The 17,409-nt window shown below is 33.5% G+C and carries 12 protein-coding genes; 3 read left to right on the top strand and 9 right to left on the bottom strand.

The window, feature by feature from the left end; genetic code table 11:
- Positions 1-60 precede the first annotated feature (60 nt).
- The 6 genes from NH26_RS00925 to speD all read right to left on the bottom strand — a co-directional run bounded on the left by NH26_RS00925 (position 61) and on the right by speD (position 10,238).
- Positions 61-2,331, bottom strand: coding sequence for a GH92 family glycosyl hydrolase (locus tag NH26_RS00925; protein WP_199880217.1), 2,271 nt, complete (start codon positions 2,329-2,331; stop codon positions 61-63).
- 201 nt (positions 2,332-2,532) lie between these two features.
- On the bottom strand, positions 2,533-4,410 hold the full coding sequence (locus NH26_RS00920; RefSeq protein WP_044224343.1) for a SusD/RagB family nutrient-binding outer membrane lipoprotein: 1,878 nt from the start codon (positions 4,408-4,410) through the stop codon (positions 2,533-2,535).
- A 20-nt stretch (positions 4,411-4,430) separates the two neighbouring features.
- Positions 4,431-7,535, bottom strand: a complete 3,105-nt coding sequence (locus NH26_RS00915) for a SusC/RagA family TonB-linked outer membrane protein (RefSeq protein WP_044224346.1) — start codon at positions 7,533-7,535, stop codon at positions 4,431-4,433.
- Positions 7,536-7,815: 280 nt separating this feature from the next.
- Positions 7,816-8,610: a DeoR/GlpR family DNA-binding transcription regulator gene (locus NH26_RS00910; RefSeq protein ID WP_044224349.1), complete on the bottom strand. Its 795-nt coding sequence runs from the start codon at positions 8,608-8,610 to the stop codon at positions 7,816-7,818.
- 210 nt (positions 8,611-8,820) lie between these two features.
- Positions 8,821-9,714, bottom strand: a complete 894-nt coding sequence (locus NH26_RS00905) for a 4-hydroxy-3-methylbut-2-enyl diphosphate reductase (RefSeq protein ID WP_044224353.1) — start codon at positions 9,712-9,714, stop codon at positions 8,821-8,823.
- Between the two features lie 125 nt (positions 9,715-9,839).
- Positions 9,840-10,238 carry an adenosylmethionine decarboxylase gene (speD, locus tag NH26_RS00900; protein ID WP_044224355.1) on the bottom strand — a complete coding sequence of 133 codons (399 nt, stop codon included), beginning with the start codon at positions 10,236-10,238 and terminating at the stop codon, positions 9,840-9,842.
- A 16-nt stretch (positions 10,239-10,254) separates the two neighbouring features.
- Between speD and NH26_RS00895 the strand changes: the two genes are divergently transcribed.
- Positions 10,255-10,998: a M15 family metallopeptidase gene (locus NH26_RS00895; RefSeq protein WP_052432060.1), complete on the top strand. Its 744-nt coding sequence runs from the start codon at positions 10,255-10,257 to the stop codon at positions 10,996-10,998.
- Positions 10,999-11,251: 253 nt separating this feature from the next.
- Entirely contained in the window at positions 11,252-11,662 is a 411-nt protein-coding gene (locus NH26_RS00890; RefSeq protein ID WP_044224358.1) for a hypothetical protein, read from the top strand.
- Between the two features lie 128 nt (positions 11,663-11,790).
- On the opposite strand, the gene NH26_RS00885 is transcribed toward NH26_RS00890, so the two are convergent.
- The 3 genes from NH26_RS00885 to NH26_RS00875 all read right to left on the bottom strand — a co-directional run bounded on the left by NH26_RS00885 (position 11,791) and on the right by NH26_RS00875 (position 16,627).
- The gene (locus NH26_RS00885) at positions 11,791-12,351 is read right to left on the bottom strand and encodes a chalcone isomerase family protein (protein ID WP_044224362.1); all 561 of its coding nucleotides are present in this window, start codon (positions 12,349-12,351) and stop codon (positions 11,791-11,793) included.
- A gap of 120 nt (positions 12,352-12,471) precedes the next feature.
- The gene (locus NH26_RS00880) at positions 12,472-15,552 is read right to left on the bottom strand and encodes an ATP-binding cassette domain-containing protein (protein WP_044224365.1); all 3,081 of its coding nucleotides are present in this window, start codon (positions 15,550-15,552) and stop codon (positions 12,472-12,474) included.
- A gap of 166 nt (positions 15,553-15,718) precedes the next feature.
- Positions 15,719-16,627: a hypothetical protein gene (locus NH26_RS00875; RefSeq protein ID WP_044224368.1), complete on the bottom strand. Its 909-nt coding sequence runs from the start codon at positions 16,625-16,627 to the stop codon at positions 15,719-15,721.
- A 193-nt stretch (positions 16,628-16,820) separates the two neighbouring features.
- Here NH26_RS00875 and NH26_RS00870 point away from each other — a divergent pair, with 193 nt between their 5' ends.
- On the top strand, positions 16,821-17,405 hold the full coding sequence (locus tag NH26_RS00870; protein WP_044224371.1) for a hypothetical protein: 585 nt from the start codon (positions 16,821-16,823) through the stop codon (positions 17,403-17,405).
- Positions 17,406-17,409 lie beyond the last annotated feature (4 nt).

Below are 17,409 nucleotides of genomic sequence, written 5' to 3'. Positions count from 1 at the left end.
TCGCTTTTGTGGGCAGGATATTTAAAAATACCCTGCCTTATTTAAGTTCCTCGTTAATATTTATAATTTATTCGATGGTGGTGGTGTATTTACTCCTAGTGTTTTATTTGGGGTATTTGACATCACTAATTCTAATGTTCCACCATCCATAATTTCTTTGTGATTGATATACAAACGATCCAATTTTTTACCATTTAATTGAATGGATTCGATGTAAATATTTTCTTTTGATACGTTATTAGCTTTCACCGTAAAAGTAGTACCATTTGATGTTTCAATTTGAGCTTCATCAAACAACGGAGATCCTATAACATAAACACCTTGTGCAGGGTTCACTGGGTAAAAACCTAAAGCACTAAATACATACCATGCAGAGATTTGTCCACAATCCTCATTACCCGCAATACCTTCTGGAGTATTGTCATATTGAGTGTCCATAATCTCACGTACTTTTTCCTGTGTTTTCCAAGGAGTACCAGCATAATTATAGAGATAGGCAATATGATGAGATGGTTCATTACCATGGGCATATTGACCAATCAGACCTGTAATATCTGGAGATACATTCTCCCCTTTCAATTCTGATGAAGCAGTAAATAACTCATCTAATTTAGCTCCGAAAGCTTCTTTAGAAGGGAATAAATCTATCAGACCTTGAACATCTTGTAATACAAACCATGAATGTTGGTATGCATTACCTTCTGTGTAATCTGTATTCTCTCTATGGTTCGCTTCTGCAGGATCAAATGGTGTACGGAATTCTCCTTTTGTATTAAATCCTCTCATAAACTGAGTTTCTTTATCAAATAAAGGTTTGTATCCCTCAGATCTTTTCATATATAATTTGTAAGCTTTTTCATCGCCCACTTTTTTTGCTACTTGAGCAATACACCAATCATCGTAAGCATATTCTAAAGTTTTAGTTACTGATTCTTCCCCTTTATCAAAAGGTATAAATCCATATTCTTTGTATGCTTTTAAGTCTCTTTGATCTTGCATAGAAGTCACCTTCATGGCACGTAAAACTTTATTCGCATCAATACCTTCAATATCTTTAAGTACTGCGTCAGCTAAAATCGGCATCGAGTGATAACCTGTCATACAATTATTTTCTTGACCAGCTAACACCCAAATTGGTAGTGTTCCTGTTGCATCGAAGTGTTCTAACATTGTATTTATAAAATCTGCATTTCTTTTTTCAGATTCTATAATAGTAGATAAAGGATGTACTGCTCTAAAAGTATCCCATAATGAGAAGGTACTATAATAAGTGTACCCTTCTGCTTTTTCCACTTTTTGATCTGCAGACCAATAATTACCTTCAATATCTGAATGTGTTACAGGAGCAATTTTAGAATGATACAAAGCTGTGTAGAATATCTCTCTAGCTTTCTCATCCTTAGTTGTGATTTTGATTTGCTCTAATGCATCTTCCCAAATTTGTGAAGCAGCAATTCTTTTAGTTTCAAAATCAAATGCTTGACCTTCTTCTTTTACAGCTAATGCTGCTCCTTGAGGTGAAGCAGAAGAAATACCAACTGCAGCTGTGATCTGATTTTGACCATCAGTTTTTTCAAATGATACTTGTGATACTAAACGTGCACCTGATTTTTGGATAGAAATATCTTTGATCTTTTGAGAAAATCTCATTTGGAAATAAACTCTTTGATCAGGAGCCCATCCTGCAGAGAAACGATAGCCTTCTACTGTAAAATCATCCACCTTTTTTAATTGTGTCTTAGTCACTCCATCCCAGTTTACAGCAAAACCTAAATTGACAATCATTGAAGGTAATGTAGCTGTAGCTGGATAAGTCCATCTATGAAAACCTGTATGTAACCCAGTAGTCATTTCTGCACGAATTCCAGAGTTTTCTAGAGTAACGGCATAATATCCTGGCTGAGCAACTTCTGTATCGTGTGTATATTTTTCTGTGTAAGATAGTTTGGTTCTATCTTGTTCTTTGGCGTTTAGTCTCTTTTTGCTAGCTGTTGGAATAATGATGATATCGTTTAAATCTCCGATACCTGTGCCACTTAAATGTTGGTGGCCGAAACCTACTACTAATGAATCAGAAATATGGTAACCAGATACCCAGTCCCATCCACTTACACCATTCACTGGGCTACATTGTACACCTCCATAAGGAAGAGTAGCACCAGGAAATGTATGACCATGTTCTCCTGTTCCAATAAAAGGATTTACATAATCTACTAAATGTAAATCTCTAGATTGAGTTGATTCCTCTTGAGTTGATGTTGAGCATGACATCAAAGATGCCCCCAAACAGACCCATGCAGTAATTGATTTGATATAGTTATTTAGAAACACGTTGCAATTATTTAGGTTCTTTCAAAGCACTGTTAAGTGTTTATTATACAGCAAAAATAAGTAATATCAGACAAAAACAAGCACTAAACACGCACAAACACGCATGATTTATCTTAATTATTGTAAACATGCAAATTTTTGCATAAAAAAAGCGAAGCTCTTCTAGATGAAGAACTTCGCTTTTATTTTCAAAAGGAAATATTAGATTCCTTTGTTACTATACCATTGTTTGACGGCAATGAAGTTAGTGCTTTCACCTACACCTGCTCTTTGACGAGTCATAGCTTCAGCAGAATTAGCAGCATTCACATTCAACTCTCTGTTCGGGTAAGGGAAACGAGAAGGACGAGCCCAGTTTGTTACACCACCACGGTGAAGAGGAACTTCTTGAACACCAGTTTGCACTTGAGAATTATCCACTAAAGGATCATTAGCATACTTCGGAAGATCATAGTTTCTATCTGCTTCAGGAACAACCGCTGGAACAAAAGAAGGTAAATGTGTTCTATTCCAAAGTGCGAACGAATCATAACCATTACCAGTTAAAGCAATCCAATGCTCATATACCACTACATCACGTTTGTCAGTTGCCGCCGTGTAACGAGCAACAGCATTGTTTACATAATTTGTTTTAGCAGTTGCAAAATCAAATGATGAATTTGTTTGTCTTTTGTAAAGATCCACGAATAAGTCTCTAGTATCTGCTCCTGGAAATCTCAAGGCATCATATTTATCTAAAGCTAATTCAACACCATTTCTAAATGCGTTAGCATCTGTAACACCATATGCTGGTAATAATGATGCTTCTGCAATCATAAATTGTACTTCATCTGCACCAATTACGATTGATGGAGCCAATTGATTGAAAGTTGCTGCAGAAAGCCCTGCAATTGTAATGAATTGACCTTCGTTTTCGAATTTATATTCACCACTTTCAGTTGTGCCTTCATTTTGGTTTACCCAATAAGCAGCTTGTTGTGCAGAACCTTTAGTCTCATTAAAAAATACACCGCGGTTACCATCACCGTTATCACCTAAACGAACACCTCTATAGTGTGCCTTAACAAAAGTACCCTCATCACCAGCTTTTAAGTAAGGATCAAAGTTCTTGTATTTTGTTGTATCAGTCATTGCTTTGTTTACACCTCCAGTATAATCGAAGTGAGAAACAATACGGAAAATACGAGGATCTTGATTGTCTTGCATCGCTTTCATTGCTGCTTCAGAAATGTAAGGATAAGAGAAACCACCTACTTGACCTTCTACTGCAATACCAGTACCATTAACGTGCTCACCCCAAGGACCACCAGCAGAAACGTGTTGTACATATACAGCATCATTCCAATCTTGAATGTAACCTCCAGCATTTTTGTAACCTTCGTTAAAGATACGAGCACCTTCAGTAGCGTCACCTTCAGACATCATCAAACCAATTTTCATCATTAATGAGTTGGCTAATTTGATGTATTTCGCCGTACCTGGAACACCTGATGAATACAAATCATAATCTATCAAATCAGAATCATTAGCACCTTCTAAAGCAGTTCTTGCTTTTTTCAAATCCTCTGCAATTCCAATCAATACATCTTTTTGAGCATCATATTTAGGGTAGTAAACCAAATCAGTAAAACCTTTACCTGCTTCAGTGTAAGGAATATCACCATACATTTGAGTTAATCTCAAAAGGTTCACAGATTTAATGATTTCAAATTGAGCTACTTGCCCCTCTTTTCCACCTTCTGCTTCTAAACGAGTGATACCGTCAGTGATATTTCTAAACACATCACCATAGATCAAGTCAAAAGTTGGTGAAGTAAATCCATCACTCACACCAAAACCAATACCTTGAGAGTATAAACAAGCAGTGTTTTGAGCCATTGGACCACTCATGATAAGATTACCTCTCCATGCTTCAGCTCCGTTTGAATACATCTTCAATTGAGAGAATGTCATCAAATGTTTAACATCAAGGTTATTAGAAGTCCAAGGATTGGTGTTTATCTCCTCGAAATTGTTAGTACATCCTACTAGTGTTGAAGCAGCTAGAGCAGTACCTAATATATATTTCTTTAAGTTCATTTTTTCTCGAATTAATAAGATTAGAAGCTTGCGTTCAATTTAAAACCAAATGTTCTTGGTAAAGCAAGGTTTGAAACCTCGATACCTTGACCGTTACCAGCTGTAAAAGAAGCTTCTGGGTCAACGTTATCTGTGTTTCTCCATAAGTAACCTACGTTAAAAGCATTTGCTGTTAGAGAAAGGTTTGTTAAAGGAGTTTTTGAAAGTAAATCATTAGAGAATCTGTATGATAATGAAATCTCTCTTAGTTTGATAAACGATGCATCATACATATGGAACTCACTAATACCAGCATATGAACCGTAGTATAATTCTGGATCAACTGATTGAGTATAAGGAGTTGACGTACCGTTTTCATCTACTGTAACTAAGTTACCAGGATTCCACCCGTTACCTGTTCCTTGATCTCTGTGAGCATAAAACTCATCTCTACCTACTAATGTGTTCTCATGTTTACCTAATGAATAAAGAGAAGACTCAGTAGAAGAGTAAACATCACCACCAAATTTACCATCAATCAATACTGATAGAGTTAAATTTTTGTAGCTGAATGTGTTTCTAAAACCAGCCATCCAAGGTTGGATACCGTTACCAATTTCGTGGTTACCATCTTGTTTTTGGATACGACCATTATCATCAACTACCAAGTTACCATTGCCATCACGTAAAGCTTTAGAACCAACGATAGTACCATATGGCTGACCAGGAATTGCTTGAACTGACACTCCGTTTACACTAAGTAATTGGTAGAAATCAACACCTTCAGAAAGTGAAACTACTTCGTTTTGGTTGTAAGCAGCAGTTAATGTCATGTCCCAAGTGAAATTATCTTTCATGATTGGTTTGTAATTGAACATGAATTCCCATCCTGAGTTATCAATTTGACCTGCGTTAATAATCGCTCTTTCATAACCAGAAGATTTTGAGATATCTACTGGTAAGATTTGATCTACCGCAGAAGATTTATAGTAAGCGATATCTAAACCGAAACGATCTTCGAAGAATCTTAAGTCTAAACCTACTTCATATGATGTTTGAATAGATGGCTTAAGTGTTCTGTTTGGAATATTATTTCCTTCGATTCTACCAATGTTGATACCATTGTGATTCCAGCTATCCAATGAATATTGAAGTGCTAAGCTATAAGGATCTGTATCAGAACCAACTTGTGCCCATGATGCTCTTACTTTACCGAATGACATCCAATCTGGTAAAGTCCAATCCATATCAGAGAAGATCCATGATGCAGACACCGATGGGTAGAAGAATGAATTATTATTTAAAGGAAGTGTTGATGACCAGTCGTTACGAGCTGAGAAATCTAAGAATAAATATCCTTTATAACCAATTGAAGCTGTTGCATAAAGAGAAGAAATTGCTCTTTCTCTTGAGCTATACTGTTGGAATACTTGAGAACCAGCACCTGGGTTTTGGAAATCCACAGAGTTAAAGTTCGAAGAACCTGTATCAGTATACTTAATTAATTGGTGCATGTATGAACCACCTGCGTTTGCAGTGATATCGAAGTCACCATATTGTTTATGGAACATCAAAAGGAAATCTGAGTTGTTTTCCATAGAGATGTTTGTTCTTTGATATGCTCTACCTTGCTCATAAAATGGTGTATATAACGGTTGTAGTACATCTTGACGGAATGCATTATAATCTGTACCAGTTCTAGCTAATAGCTTTAAGTAGTCTGTAAATTCATAAGTTACAGAAGCCATACCAATTACTCTGTTCAACTCATCTTCGTTTACTACTTCATTCATTGTCCAGTAAGGGTTAGTTTCCTTATCGTTATAACCTATTGGACGCCCATCAGCAGTTTTGTAATTTCTCAACCAATTGTGATCAATTGTAGTTGGTAAACCTACCATCATACCCATGTAGTTATTTACTGAGTTACCCATTTCCATACGGTTAAGGGCTTTTTGATTCACGTAAGTTAATTTACCATCAATTGTCATATTCTTAACAACTTTAGTAGATCCTCTTAGGTTAAATGAGTTTCTCTTGTAAGTAGATTTATCTACCATACCTTTGTTATCCATATTTGAATAAGAGAAACGAACATTTGAATTTTCGTTGGCTCTGTAAGCTGAAACGTTAGTGTTCCAAGTTACACCAGTATTAAAGAAGTCTTTGTAATTATCAAAAGCAGAAACTGTTCTTTCTTGACCATCATAATAAGCTGATGATTTTTGACCAGTAATTCTAGGACCCCACATAGAAGTTTGTGCTTTAGGGTTTGAAGGTTCGTTACCTAAAGTACCCATTGCATATTGTTTTTGATCATTAGGAGTAATTCCTACTACATCAAATGAAGCACCAGTACTGAAATCAATACCAGATCTATCTTTTTTACCTTTTCCTGATTTAGTTGTAATTAATACAACACCGTTGATTGCTCTTGAACCATAAAGTGCAGTTGCAGAACCACCTTTTAAAACTGACATTGATTCGATATCGTCAGGGTTAATTGATGATAGACCATCACCTGTGTTCACGTCACCAGAATCTGAGTTATCACCCGCATCCTTTAATGTCTCGTTAGAGATAGGTACACCATCAACAACATATAAAGGTTGGTTATTACCACTTAAAACGGCATTACCACGAATAACTACTCTTGAAGATGAACCTGCACCACCAATTGGAGCTACTTGAACACCAGCAACTTTACCTGAAAGTGAGTTCATTACGTTACCGGTTGCAGCTCCGTCACCTAATTGATCACTTTTAACTTCAGTCATTGCATACCCTAAAGATCTTTCAGAACGTTCGATACCTAAGGCTGTTACTACAACTTCGTCCAATTGTTCTGCATCAACCTCTAGTGAAACAGAAAGATTTGATGCATTAGAAGCATCCATTTCAGTAGTCTTATATCCAATAAAAGAGAAGACTAAAGCATTTTCTCCATCTTGTAAAGAGATTGAGAAGTTACCGTCTAAATCGGTAACAGTACCATTTGATGTACCCTTAATTAATACGTTTACACCAGGTAGTGCTGAATTGTCAGTCGCGTCTTTAACTGTACCAGTTACAGTACGGTCTTGAGCGTAAAGGTTATTAAAAGCACAGAATAGTACACTTAATAACAGAAGTAAGTGTTTTTTCATAATTTGAAAAATGAATAGAAATTAGAATTTTGATGAATATCTATTTTTAATTGGTCTAGGAGAGTAAGATTAGACTATTTGATTTAAATGTAGACAGATGAATTTAATTCTCCTAGAGATATATTAATCCCAAAGTAATGTAATAAAAGTGTAGCTACTAGACAGATAAATTGTTCTTTCGAACGAGAGTACATTACTTTAGAAATTAAGCCTTTTTATAATTATTTTATGAATAGAATTTGAATATTTATTTCAATAACAAGCATATAATACAATCCAATTACAATACTTTCGTACCATTTTCTACAAATGGTCTTAAAGCAGCTTCATTGGGGTCTAACTCAGTAATTAAAGTGGTTACATTTTTAGAAGAAACACACAAAAACGGCTGATTAGTAAATAATTTATCAGATGACGCAACGGAAACTACATTTTCTGCAGATTTGCTCATTGCCATCTTCACTTCCACTTCAACCCTATCGATATCAGTTATTCCTCTTTGAACATCAATGCTTCTAGTGCCTAAGAAACAAATATCAGCTCTGATTTCCTTTAACTCTTGAATAACTGAATGTCCAACTGTCACTAATGCGTTAGGTAAAATCCTACCTCCTAAAAAGTATACATCAACAAAACGATGTTCTACTAATTTCGTAGCAATTGGTAAGCAGTTTGTTATGATCGTACCTTTATAATCTTTAGGAATACGTTTAGCTAATTCCAAATTTGTGGTACCACCATCAATAAGAATCACATCATCATCTCTTAATAATGAAACTGCCTTTTCGGCTATCTTTTCTTTCTTTGATTTACTATACACCTCTCTATCTTCATAACTGAAAGGAATATAAGCAGATGAATCAGAATGGTCTTCAAGATTGATTTCATTATTGTTTTTCACTGCACCACCATGTACTCTTCTAATTGCTCCTAAATCAGAAAGCTCTCGAAGATCTCTTCGAATAGTATCCTCAGAAACTTTTAAACGAGTACTTAGTTCTGAAGAAAGCACTTTATTATTTGCTCTAATTTCGTCTAGAATAAATTGATGTCTCTCTTCTTTTAATTTTAACATTACTACAGCGTCAGATTAAATAAGTGTTCTCTTTACACACACAAACATAACTGAACATGCATAAACGTGCAAATTAAGTTCAGATAATTTCACAAATAAATGCAAACATGCATAAATATGTGTAAATAAAAATAAAACGTGCAAAAAAATAAATCCTTAAATTTAACATTTTAAGGATTTATTATAAAGTTATATTTTTAATTATCAAGGCTATACTAAAGCGTTTGTATTACTCTCTAAATACCCTTTCACTTGCTCCATAAGCCACATTGGTGTTGATGTCGCTCCCGAAATGCCTACTTTATCACCTTCTTTTATCCAAGAAAGATCTATCTCATCTTCATTTTCTACGAAATAACTTCTTGGATTATGTTTTAAGCATACATTATATAATGCCTTACCATTAGATGACTTTTTACCGCTTACAAAAATGATCACATCATTTTCCCCAGAAAATTTCACCATTTGAGGTTCACGATTTGATACTTGTCGACAAATACTATCGTTGGCATTAAAAGCTTCTTTATGTTGACCTTCTCCTTGGATCTCATCAATTCTTCTTTCAATCTCAGCCTTAATTTCGTAAAATCCTTTGGTACTTTTAGTCGTTTGAGAAAATAAGGTGACAGGGCGATTAAAATCAACATTCGCTAAATCATCAATGGATGAGACAATAATACAATCATCTCCAGTTTGACCAGTTAAACCAATTACTTCGGCATGACCGGGCTTACCATATATCACTAGCTGCCCTTTAACATCCTCTGATTTATCGTATGCATTTTTCACTCTATTCTGTAATTTTAAAACTACAGGACAAGAAGCATCAATTAATTCTATATTATTTTCTATGGCAATTTTGTAAGTTTCTGGAGGCTCTCCATGGGCCCTAATTAAAACTTTACAATCACGCAGATCTTTTAAATTCTCTTTATCTATTACAACAAGTCCTTTAGCTCTCAGCCTTTTGACTTCCATACTATTATGTACAATATCACCTAAGCAATATAGCTTTCCAGATTCTTCCATCTCCTCTTCAGCCATTTGAATAGCGAATTCAACCCCAAAGCAATATCCAGATTTTTGATCTATTGTAACTTCCATTTTTTTGTAAGTTTGGTCTGATAATAATTATGCAAAAGTAATAAATATTTTTATTGATGCTGTATAGTCATCCATTAAGAAAACTTCATATTAAATAAAAAGTTTAACGATAGGAGAACACTTCTTTAAGTACTGCGAGTTAATTTTTTAATTTTTGACAAATGCCCTCTATTTACTTCCTGAATATCAAAAGTTTCCGCATTTAGTTTTTTTACTAAATACTTCATCGCTTTTTCTGGAAAAGCCGTTGAACCACATGTGTAAAAGTCGACAGAAACAAAATGATGTTCGGGCCAAGTATGAACGGCAAAATGACTTTCTTGGATGACTACTACTCCAGAAACTCCATGAGGAGAAAAATGATGAAATACTGACTGAACTATGGTGGCATTTGCAAACAATGCTGCTTCTTCCATGATAGCCTTCATTTTTTCAGGATCATTTAAAAACTCAGAGGAACAAGCATACAGTTCTCCTAAAAGTTGCTTCCCTAAAAAAATTTCCTCTCCTTTATGAAAACTCATTTCCAAATCCTTTTTTATGATTAAACTACCAATATTTATTCTATTAACACTTTCGTTGATTTCCTGTATTGATACAACTCCACCAACTCATTTGATCACTACTTCCTGCGATACTATATTATCTAATAATTCTATTGATCGCAAAATTAATCAAATGATCTCCCAAAATATAAAACAACGCAATTACTGGAAAAGTATTGAAACTCTTCCTGACAGTGCATTTGTTGATCTTTCTCAGTTAGATAGTATGTTTATTCTTGATATAAGATACGCAACTACAAATAACTTCACGAAAACAATACTTTACGATTGTCCGAAAGCATTATTAAGAAAAAGTGTGGCCTTACAATTGGTAAAGGTACAACAAGAACTTGTTAAACAAGGTTACAGAATTAAAATATTCGATGCCTACCGCCCACTTTCTACACAATGGAGGATGTGGAAAGCCTATCCAGATAGAAGATATGTGGCCGACCCTCGTGTTGGATCATGGCATAATAAAGGCTTAGCTATTGACCTTACATTATGTACTATCAAAGGAAAACAATTAGACATGGGAACACATTATGATTATTTCGGGAAGGAGGCCTGGCCGAGTTATCAGAAATTATCAAAACAAGTACTATTAAATAGAAAATTATTAGCGAACACTATGCTTAAATATGGGTTTGGGCCAACGAGTACAGAGTGGTGGCATTACTCTTATAGAGGTGTACATTTTAAAGTATCAGATTTTCCGTTTGATTGTCAAAAAAATTAAATTTCACATATTATATCACTCTAAGTTGCTAATTAACATAGTTTTATGGTATCTTGTTGAAAGATTTACAACTGTTCATGACAATTGTGTATCTAGATTTACAACACTTAACCTATTCTGTATAAATGATATCAATATCTTCTGCATAAGCAGACAACAAGTCGTTAAAGTATAATTTTAGAATCTGATATTAATGTATTATCGCAACATATTTTATTAAGTTCCAACTATAATTTATACCCTTACTTTCAACATGATTATTTTTAAAAATAATGCCGCTGATGTTCAGTGGTCTTTAGAGATGAATGCTATAATTTGTCACTGGAAAGACAACACCAATTTTGAAGAATTAAAAGAAGTAATTCTTGCCGTAACAGAACTTCAAGAAGTTAATCAATTGGATTATTATATTTCTGATCGTTCAAGCCTTGATTATTTATGGTCTGGGTATCTGGAGTGGTACTCATTCAAGTTATTTCAAGTACAACTTTCTGATTACTTCAAAAAAATTATGGTTCTAGATCCTAATAATAGTTTTAATAAGAACCTATTATCCAATCATGAACAAATCAGCACTGCCTATTCACATCAAAAAATAAAACATTTTACTAAAGCAACTCAGCTTAATAATTATATCCACAAAATATCTATTGAATCAATGTAATTCAATATCGTGTAGAGTGTAATTGTGTAATAAAAAAGAGGCGATCTCAAATTTTTGAAATCGCCTCTTTTAGTATTCTATTTTTTATTGAGAATCAACAAAAAACGTATTCAATAAAACTGCTAGGATTAATTGCCCAACATTTTTGATTTTAATTTCTTATCAGCAGGTTTAGCACCTAACCAAATTCCAAAAAGAACTTTATTAAACTCCGCATTATCTACAGAAGTTAATTCTTTTCCGTTCTTTAAAGCTTTCAATTTTGATCCATTAGTAACGAATTGGAAAATATCTCCTACTTCCACTTCTTCACTAAATACAGCAATAAAGCTATCAATTTCTTTTTGAAGTGGTGCTATGTTACCATTCATAGAGTTATTGAAACCTTCTTTGATTGTATCTTCCATTTTCTCCTTACTAATTAAGCTTGAGATAATGTCTAATTGAATCATTTTTTGATCTGTAGCAAGTGCTTTCTCTCCGTCAGTGATCTTTGATGGCACATACAATGAACCAACATATAATGATAAAAAGTATTTTGATCTTATACCTGCACCATTAAGTTGAAGAGATGTTCCGTCGATGTTTACAGCATTTTGAAGCTCTACGTCTCCAATTGTAGTAGTCTGCGCTTGTAACGCAGTAATAGATAATACTGATACTAGTAAAGTATAAAACAGTTTTTTCATGTTAATTAAATTGATTTACATACGATATTCACAAAGTGTACTTTTTATTATAAAAAGACAATTCTGATCTTCAAAAATAACAAATTTTGATTTGTGAATGTTTATTCAGTAACGTGATTTTTATGCTCTTATTGTATCTTTGTTAGCAAATTTCATTTCTAACCAATACACAAACTTAGCTAACCACTTAAAATATAATGCCACAAAAAGGAATGTAAACATTAGCCATAGGACTAATATATTAAACCAAAATGTGCTAAAATATTGCCCCAAAAACAGTTTTTTGGGAGCAAAAAAGTGTGTCCGAAAATCAAATGTTGAATTACTTTCATGAGGCAAATTAAAAACAGGATATACTCTTTGTATAAGATGATGTCCATATTCTACAATTCGTTTCTCTGCCATTGAATTCGTCACAAATTCTGTGATACGTGTATTGGTATAATTATCTTTATACTTTAGGTATTTCTCCTTACCATATTTATCCAATAATTCTGAGACCTTATCTTCTCTTTTCTTTTTCCAATAGATATAGCTCATATTAAAATGCTTCCTAGCATCAGTAATTGTTGTATATATCTGATCAGACATTTCTAGATTAAAATTCTCTGCAGAAATATTATCCAAAGAAATATTAGGTGTTTGGTCTAATTCATCCCAATCTACCTTATTATGTAGTTCATTTTTTAATAATAGGAAATTCTCGTCAAATAGGTAGATCGCTTTACTTCTTTCTTCATCAGTTAAGTCTGCATTTTTATTATGTAGAATAACTTTCATTTCATCCAACTTACTTAATAATGTAGGGAAATAATATGTTCTCATAAAGTCAGAACGATAGATCTCCATATCAATTTCAAAGAAGTGTTTTTCAAATTCATTATCAGCAAATTGTTCTACCATCAACCCTTCAAAAGCCCATCTTGAGGCCATTAATTCTCCCACTAAAGGAACCTTCCCTTGTTTATTTTTAAATATTGGGTTGATATTATCGTATTGTACTACCACACCTCCTAATAATAGTTGTGGTATCAATAATATTGGAATCAATATATAGACTGTAACCACATTCTTAAATGCACTTGACACGTTTAAGCCTATCATATTAGCCACACATGCGGTAGAAAATAACATCAAGAAGTACTCTATATATAATCCTTTAATACCCATAATTGTGTTGCCTATGAGTACAAATACCAAAACTTGAATGGCAGACATTCCCGAGAGAATAGCCACTTTGGAGTACAGGTATGATTGGTTACTTAACGAGAGGAAGACTTCCCTTTTCCTTATTTTCCGATCTTTTATCAGTTCTTCTGCACTAATCATTAGCCCTAAGAAAAGAGCTACAATAACAGACATGAAGATATAAGAAGGCATGTTCATGTTTTCTCTAAAAACATAATCTGCCCTAATTATTAATTCATCAAAATGATAGAAATAAACAATAAGAGAAAGCATTAACGCTAAAAATGGTGCTTGAACCATATTCACCATCATATATTGCTTATTGTTTAATTTCGTATTAACATCCCTCAAAACAAAAATCTTAAACTGATTTAGTTTAGAAGGAATCTCTAAAACGTTTTTAGGGGCCGTTTTGATTCTATCGATAGAAGGTACCTTGATCGAATCTTTAAATTTATTCCACCAATATTCAGGTTGCCATTTACGTTTTCTTGTTCTACGTCCGTATTCATCAAGAACTTTAGATTCTAAAATCTCAAAAACTTGTTCAGAATCTACATTTCCGCATTTCAAACATTCACTTTGAGTATCAGCATAATTGGCCTCCCCTTTAAAGTAAGAAACTGCAGTAATTGGGTTACCATAATACACAGGATACCCCCCTACATCTAATACTACAAGTTTATCAAACATTTTGTAGATATCAGAAGATGGCTGATGTATCACGACAAAAATGAGTTTACCACTATAGGTAAGCTGTCTAAGAAGGTCTATTACATTTTCAGAATCTTGTGATGACAAACCTGAAGTTGGTTCATCAACAAACATAACAGAAGGTTCTCTCAGCAGCTCCAGGCCTATGTTTAATCTTTTTCTTTGTCCACCACTAATTGTCTTTTCAAGTGGATTACCTACTCTTAAATCCTTGACACTATATAAACCTAAGTTTTCTATAGTTCTCATTATGGTCTTTTCAACTTCTTCTGGAGTAGATTTAGCAAAACTTAGTTTCGCAGCAAAGTAAAGGTTCTCATAAACTGTCAACTCTTCTACTAGAAGGTCATCTTGTGGAACATAACCAATAACACCTTTAATCTTTTCTGGCTCTTTATGGATATTAATCCCATTGATTAATACCTCACCATTCTTAGGCTTGTAAGTTCCATTCAATACATTTAATAAAGTGGATTTACCTGAACCTGATGCACCCATAAGTGCTACCATATTCCCTCCCTCTTCGGCTATATTGATATTATGAAGTCCCTGTTTTTTCCCAAAGAAATAATCTAAATTATTGGCTTCAAATGAAATAGGGTCAACATTTTGAATACCTACAAAAACAGAAGACACTTCTGAATGGTATAAATTACTACCCGCTTTTCCTCCTATTCTAATTACCCCGCCAACATCCAGAGGATAACAACGGTTCATTATCATTTTTTCCCCATTAAGAATGTAGATTGTATCTTCACTGGTTGTTTTCACAAAGTACATTCTTGCCAAAGGCATATATAAAACAGATAAAGGAGTTTTTACATTTTGATTAGTTAAATGTCTTTTACCTCCATACCCTTTTTCATCGTTAGAAATCGTTAAGCAATTATGAATTTGAGAAAGCTCTGTAATATCATTTGTAGTTAAAAAAGTCTGCATCCTATTCAGTCTTTCAAACTCAATATTATAAGCTTCACAAATCACCTTCATGATTTTTTGTTCCTCTTCAGAAAACACATCATTCGAATAGGCCAATTCAAGTAATTCAATAATGATAACTATTCTCTGTCTTAGCGTTAATTCAGCTGCAGCATAACTAGCAATTTCACGAATATCATTTACACTGGCATTTTTACGAGCTTGTAGTTCAAAAATTTCAATGTATTTATTGATATTACTTTCGTGAAGTGTATACTTTAGATATTCTTCCAAAATCTCAATGGCTTCATCAATAGAGCCATCTGCATTTGCCATGATCGCAAATAATTTTGTTAGAGATTTTAAGACTTTCTCGTTCATAAGTTAGATCATTTGATAATCATACACTAGGTGATATGATCACTTTACTAAATTGTTGTAATAGATGTAAAAGGATAAATAATAGTATCTATTCAAACCTACTCTAAATAAACAAAAAAAGTCCTGTGTTCAAAACACAGGACCTTGAAAATGAATATCTATGTAATTAAAGTTTTACAGTAGCTGTTCTTAGTTTTTCAACTGTAGCAGTAATTTCTTTCAAATCCTCTGCTTTCAATTGATAACCACCTTTATTTTCTTTTAATTTTTCATCAAATTTCAATGCATCAAACTGCTTTTGCAATTTCACGAACTCTGAATAATACTTTTGAGTATCATTGTTAGTTCCTTCTAATGGCTTTAAAATCTCAACGATAGCATCAATAGATTTTCTTTGATTGGCTACTGCTGTCATTAAATCTACTAGAACTGCATTTCTAACGTTTGATGGAAGATCTTTAGGAGCATTTTGAACTAAACCTAAAGAGATGTGCAATGCTTCCAAAGTAGTACCTGTTACGATAAGAGCAGCAATATCATATTGAGAATTAGTATTCAAAAATGTTTTTACTTTGCTTTCTGCCTCAGAAATCACTTTCAACATAGCGTCTTTATCAGATAAAGCAGTCTCTAATTTATCGCTAAGGTCCTTACCCATAGCGTTAGTGATGCCTAATTTATCAGAAAGTTGTTTTGCTGTTGTAAAGTAATCAATTGCTTCTTGTGGCTTATTTGAAGCTGATAAGTAAGCAATATCAGAGATGTAAACACCAAAGTTTAATGCAGAAGATGCGTCTTTCAACACATATGATTTTGCATTTTCTTTTGAGTTTAATAGTGAAGCGTCAAATTCAGCACCACTTCTTTCCAACAATACTGGAATTGAAGTAGGGTCTGGAGCATTATTTAATATGATATTAAAATCTACAGATGCTTCTTTTTTCGCTGCGATAGCTGCTTTTGCATCTTCTTTTTTAGAAGAATCTGCAGATCCACCACATGCAAACATTGTTGTAGCTAAACCGCATACAATAGCGAGTTTACCTAAGTTTTTATATTTAGAACTAAAAGTCATAATCTTTTTCGATTAGGTTTTAAAAAAATTCAGACCAAAAATAATTGTAAATATTATATATCAAAAAAAAAATATACTAAAACATTAAATATTGTTGATTTTGTTTAAAATTAAATCAAATATTCTTTGATAATAAGAAGAACATCTCTCATTTATTAAGCAGGATTTATCAGTTTTAATTATCTTTGAAACTATGGAAAACGAATTAGGCTTTTTATCTCAAATGTTCGATACTTTGTATCTATTCCCAGAAGAATTAGAGGATGTAGAAATTCCTGAAGAGGAATTGGCTAAGATCAATGGTGATGTTTCTGAGAAAAAGGAAGAATCTTCAGTCGATAAGAAAGCTGATGTTGTTCTACCTATGAAGAAGTCAATAAAAAAAGTATTACCCACAGAATATTACGGAGAAAACAAACGTCATATTACTATATTAATTGAACATAGTGGTGTGGATATCTACAGGAGTAAAGAATTTAAGTTATTATTAAAAATTATAGGGGCTTTACAATTATCCCTTCAAGAGGTAGCTGTTGTCAATGTTTTAGAACAAAAAGATCAGCTTGATGTAATAATCAAGAAATTAACACCTAAGCATTTGTTGTATTTCATTAATGGTGATAACAGTCCATTATCAGATCAGAAAATACCTAAATATGTGCCTACCGAAATCGATGATTGCCCAGCTGTAGCTGCAGATAGTTTATCTAAATTATTATTTGACACAGACAAGAAAAAAGAGCTATGGATGGCTCTAAAATCTTTATTCGATTTATAAGGTA

Origin of the sequence: Flammeovirga pacifica, from assembly GCF_000807855.2 — a bacterium.
Taxonomy (GTDB): domain Bacteria; phylum Bacteroidota; class Bacteroidia; order Cytophagales; family Flammeovirgaceae; genus Flammeovirga; species Flammeovirga pacifica.
Note: the sequence above shows the minus strand (reverse complement) of the source record. Positions and strands in the feature narration are given on the sequence as shown.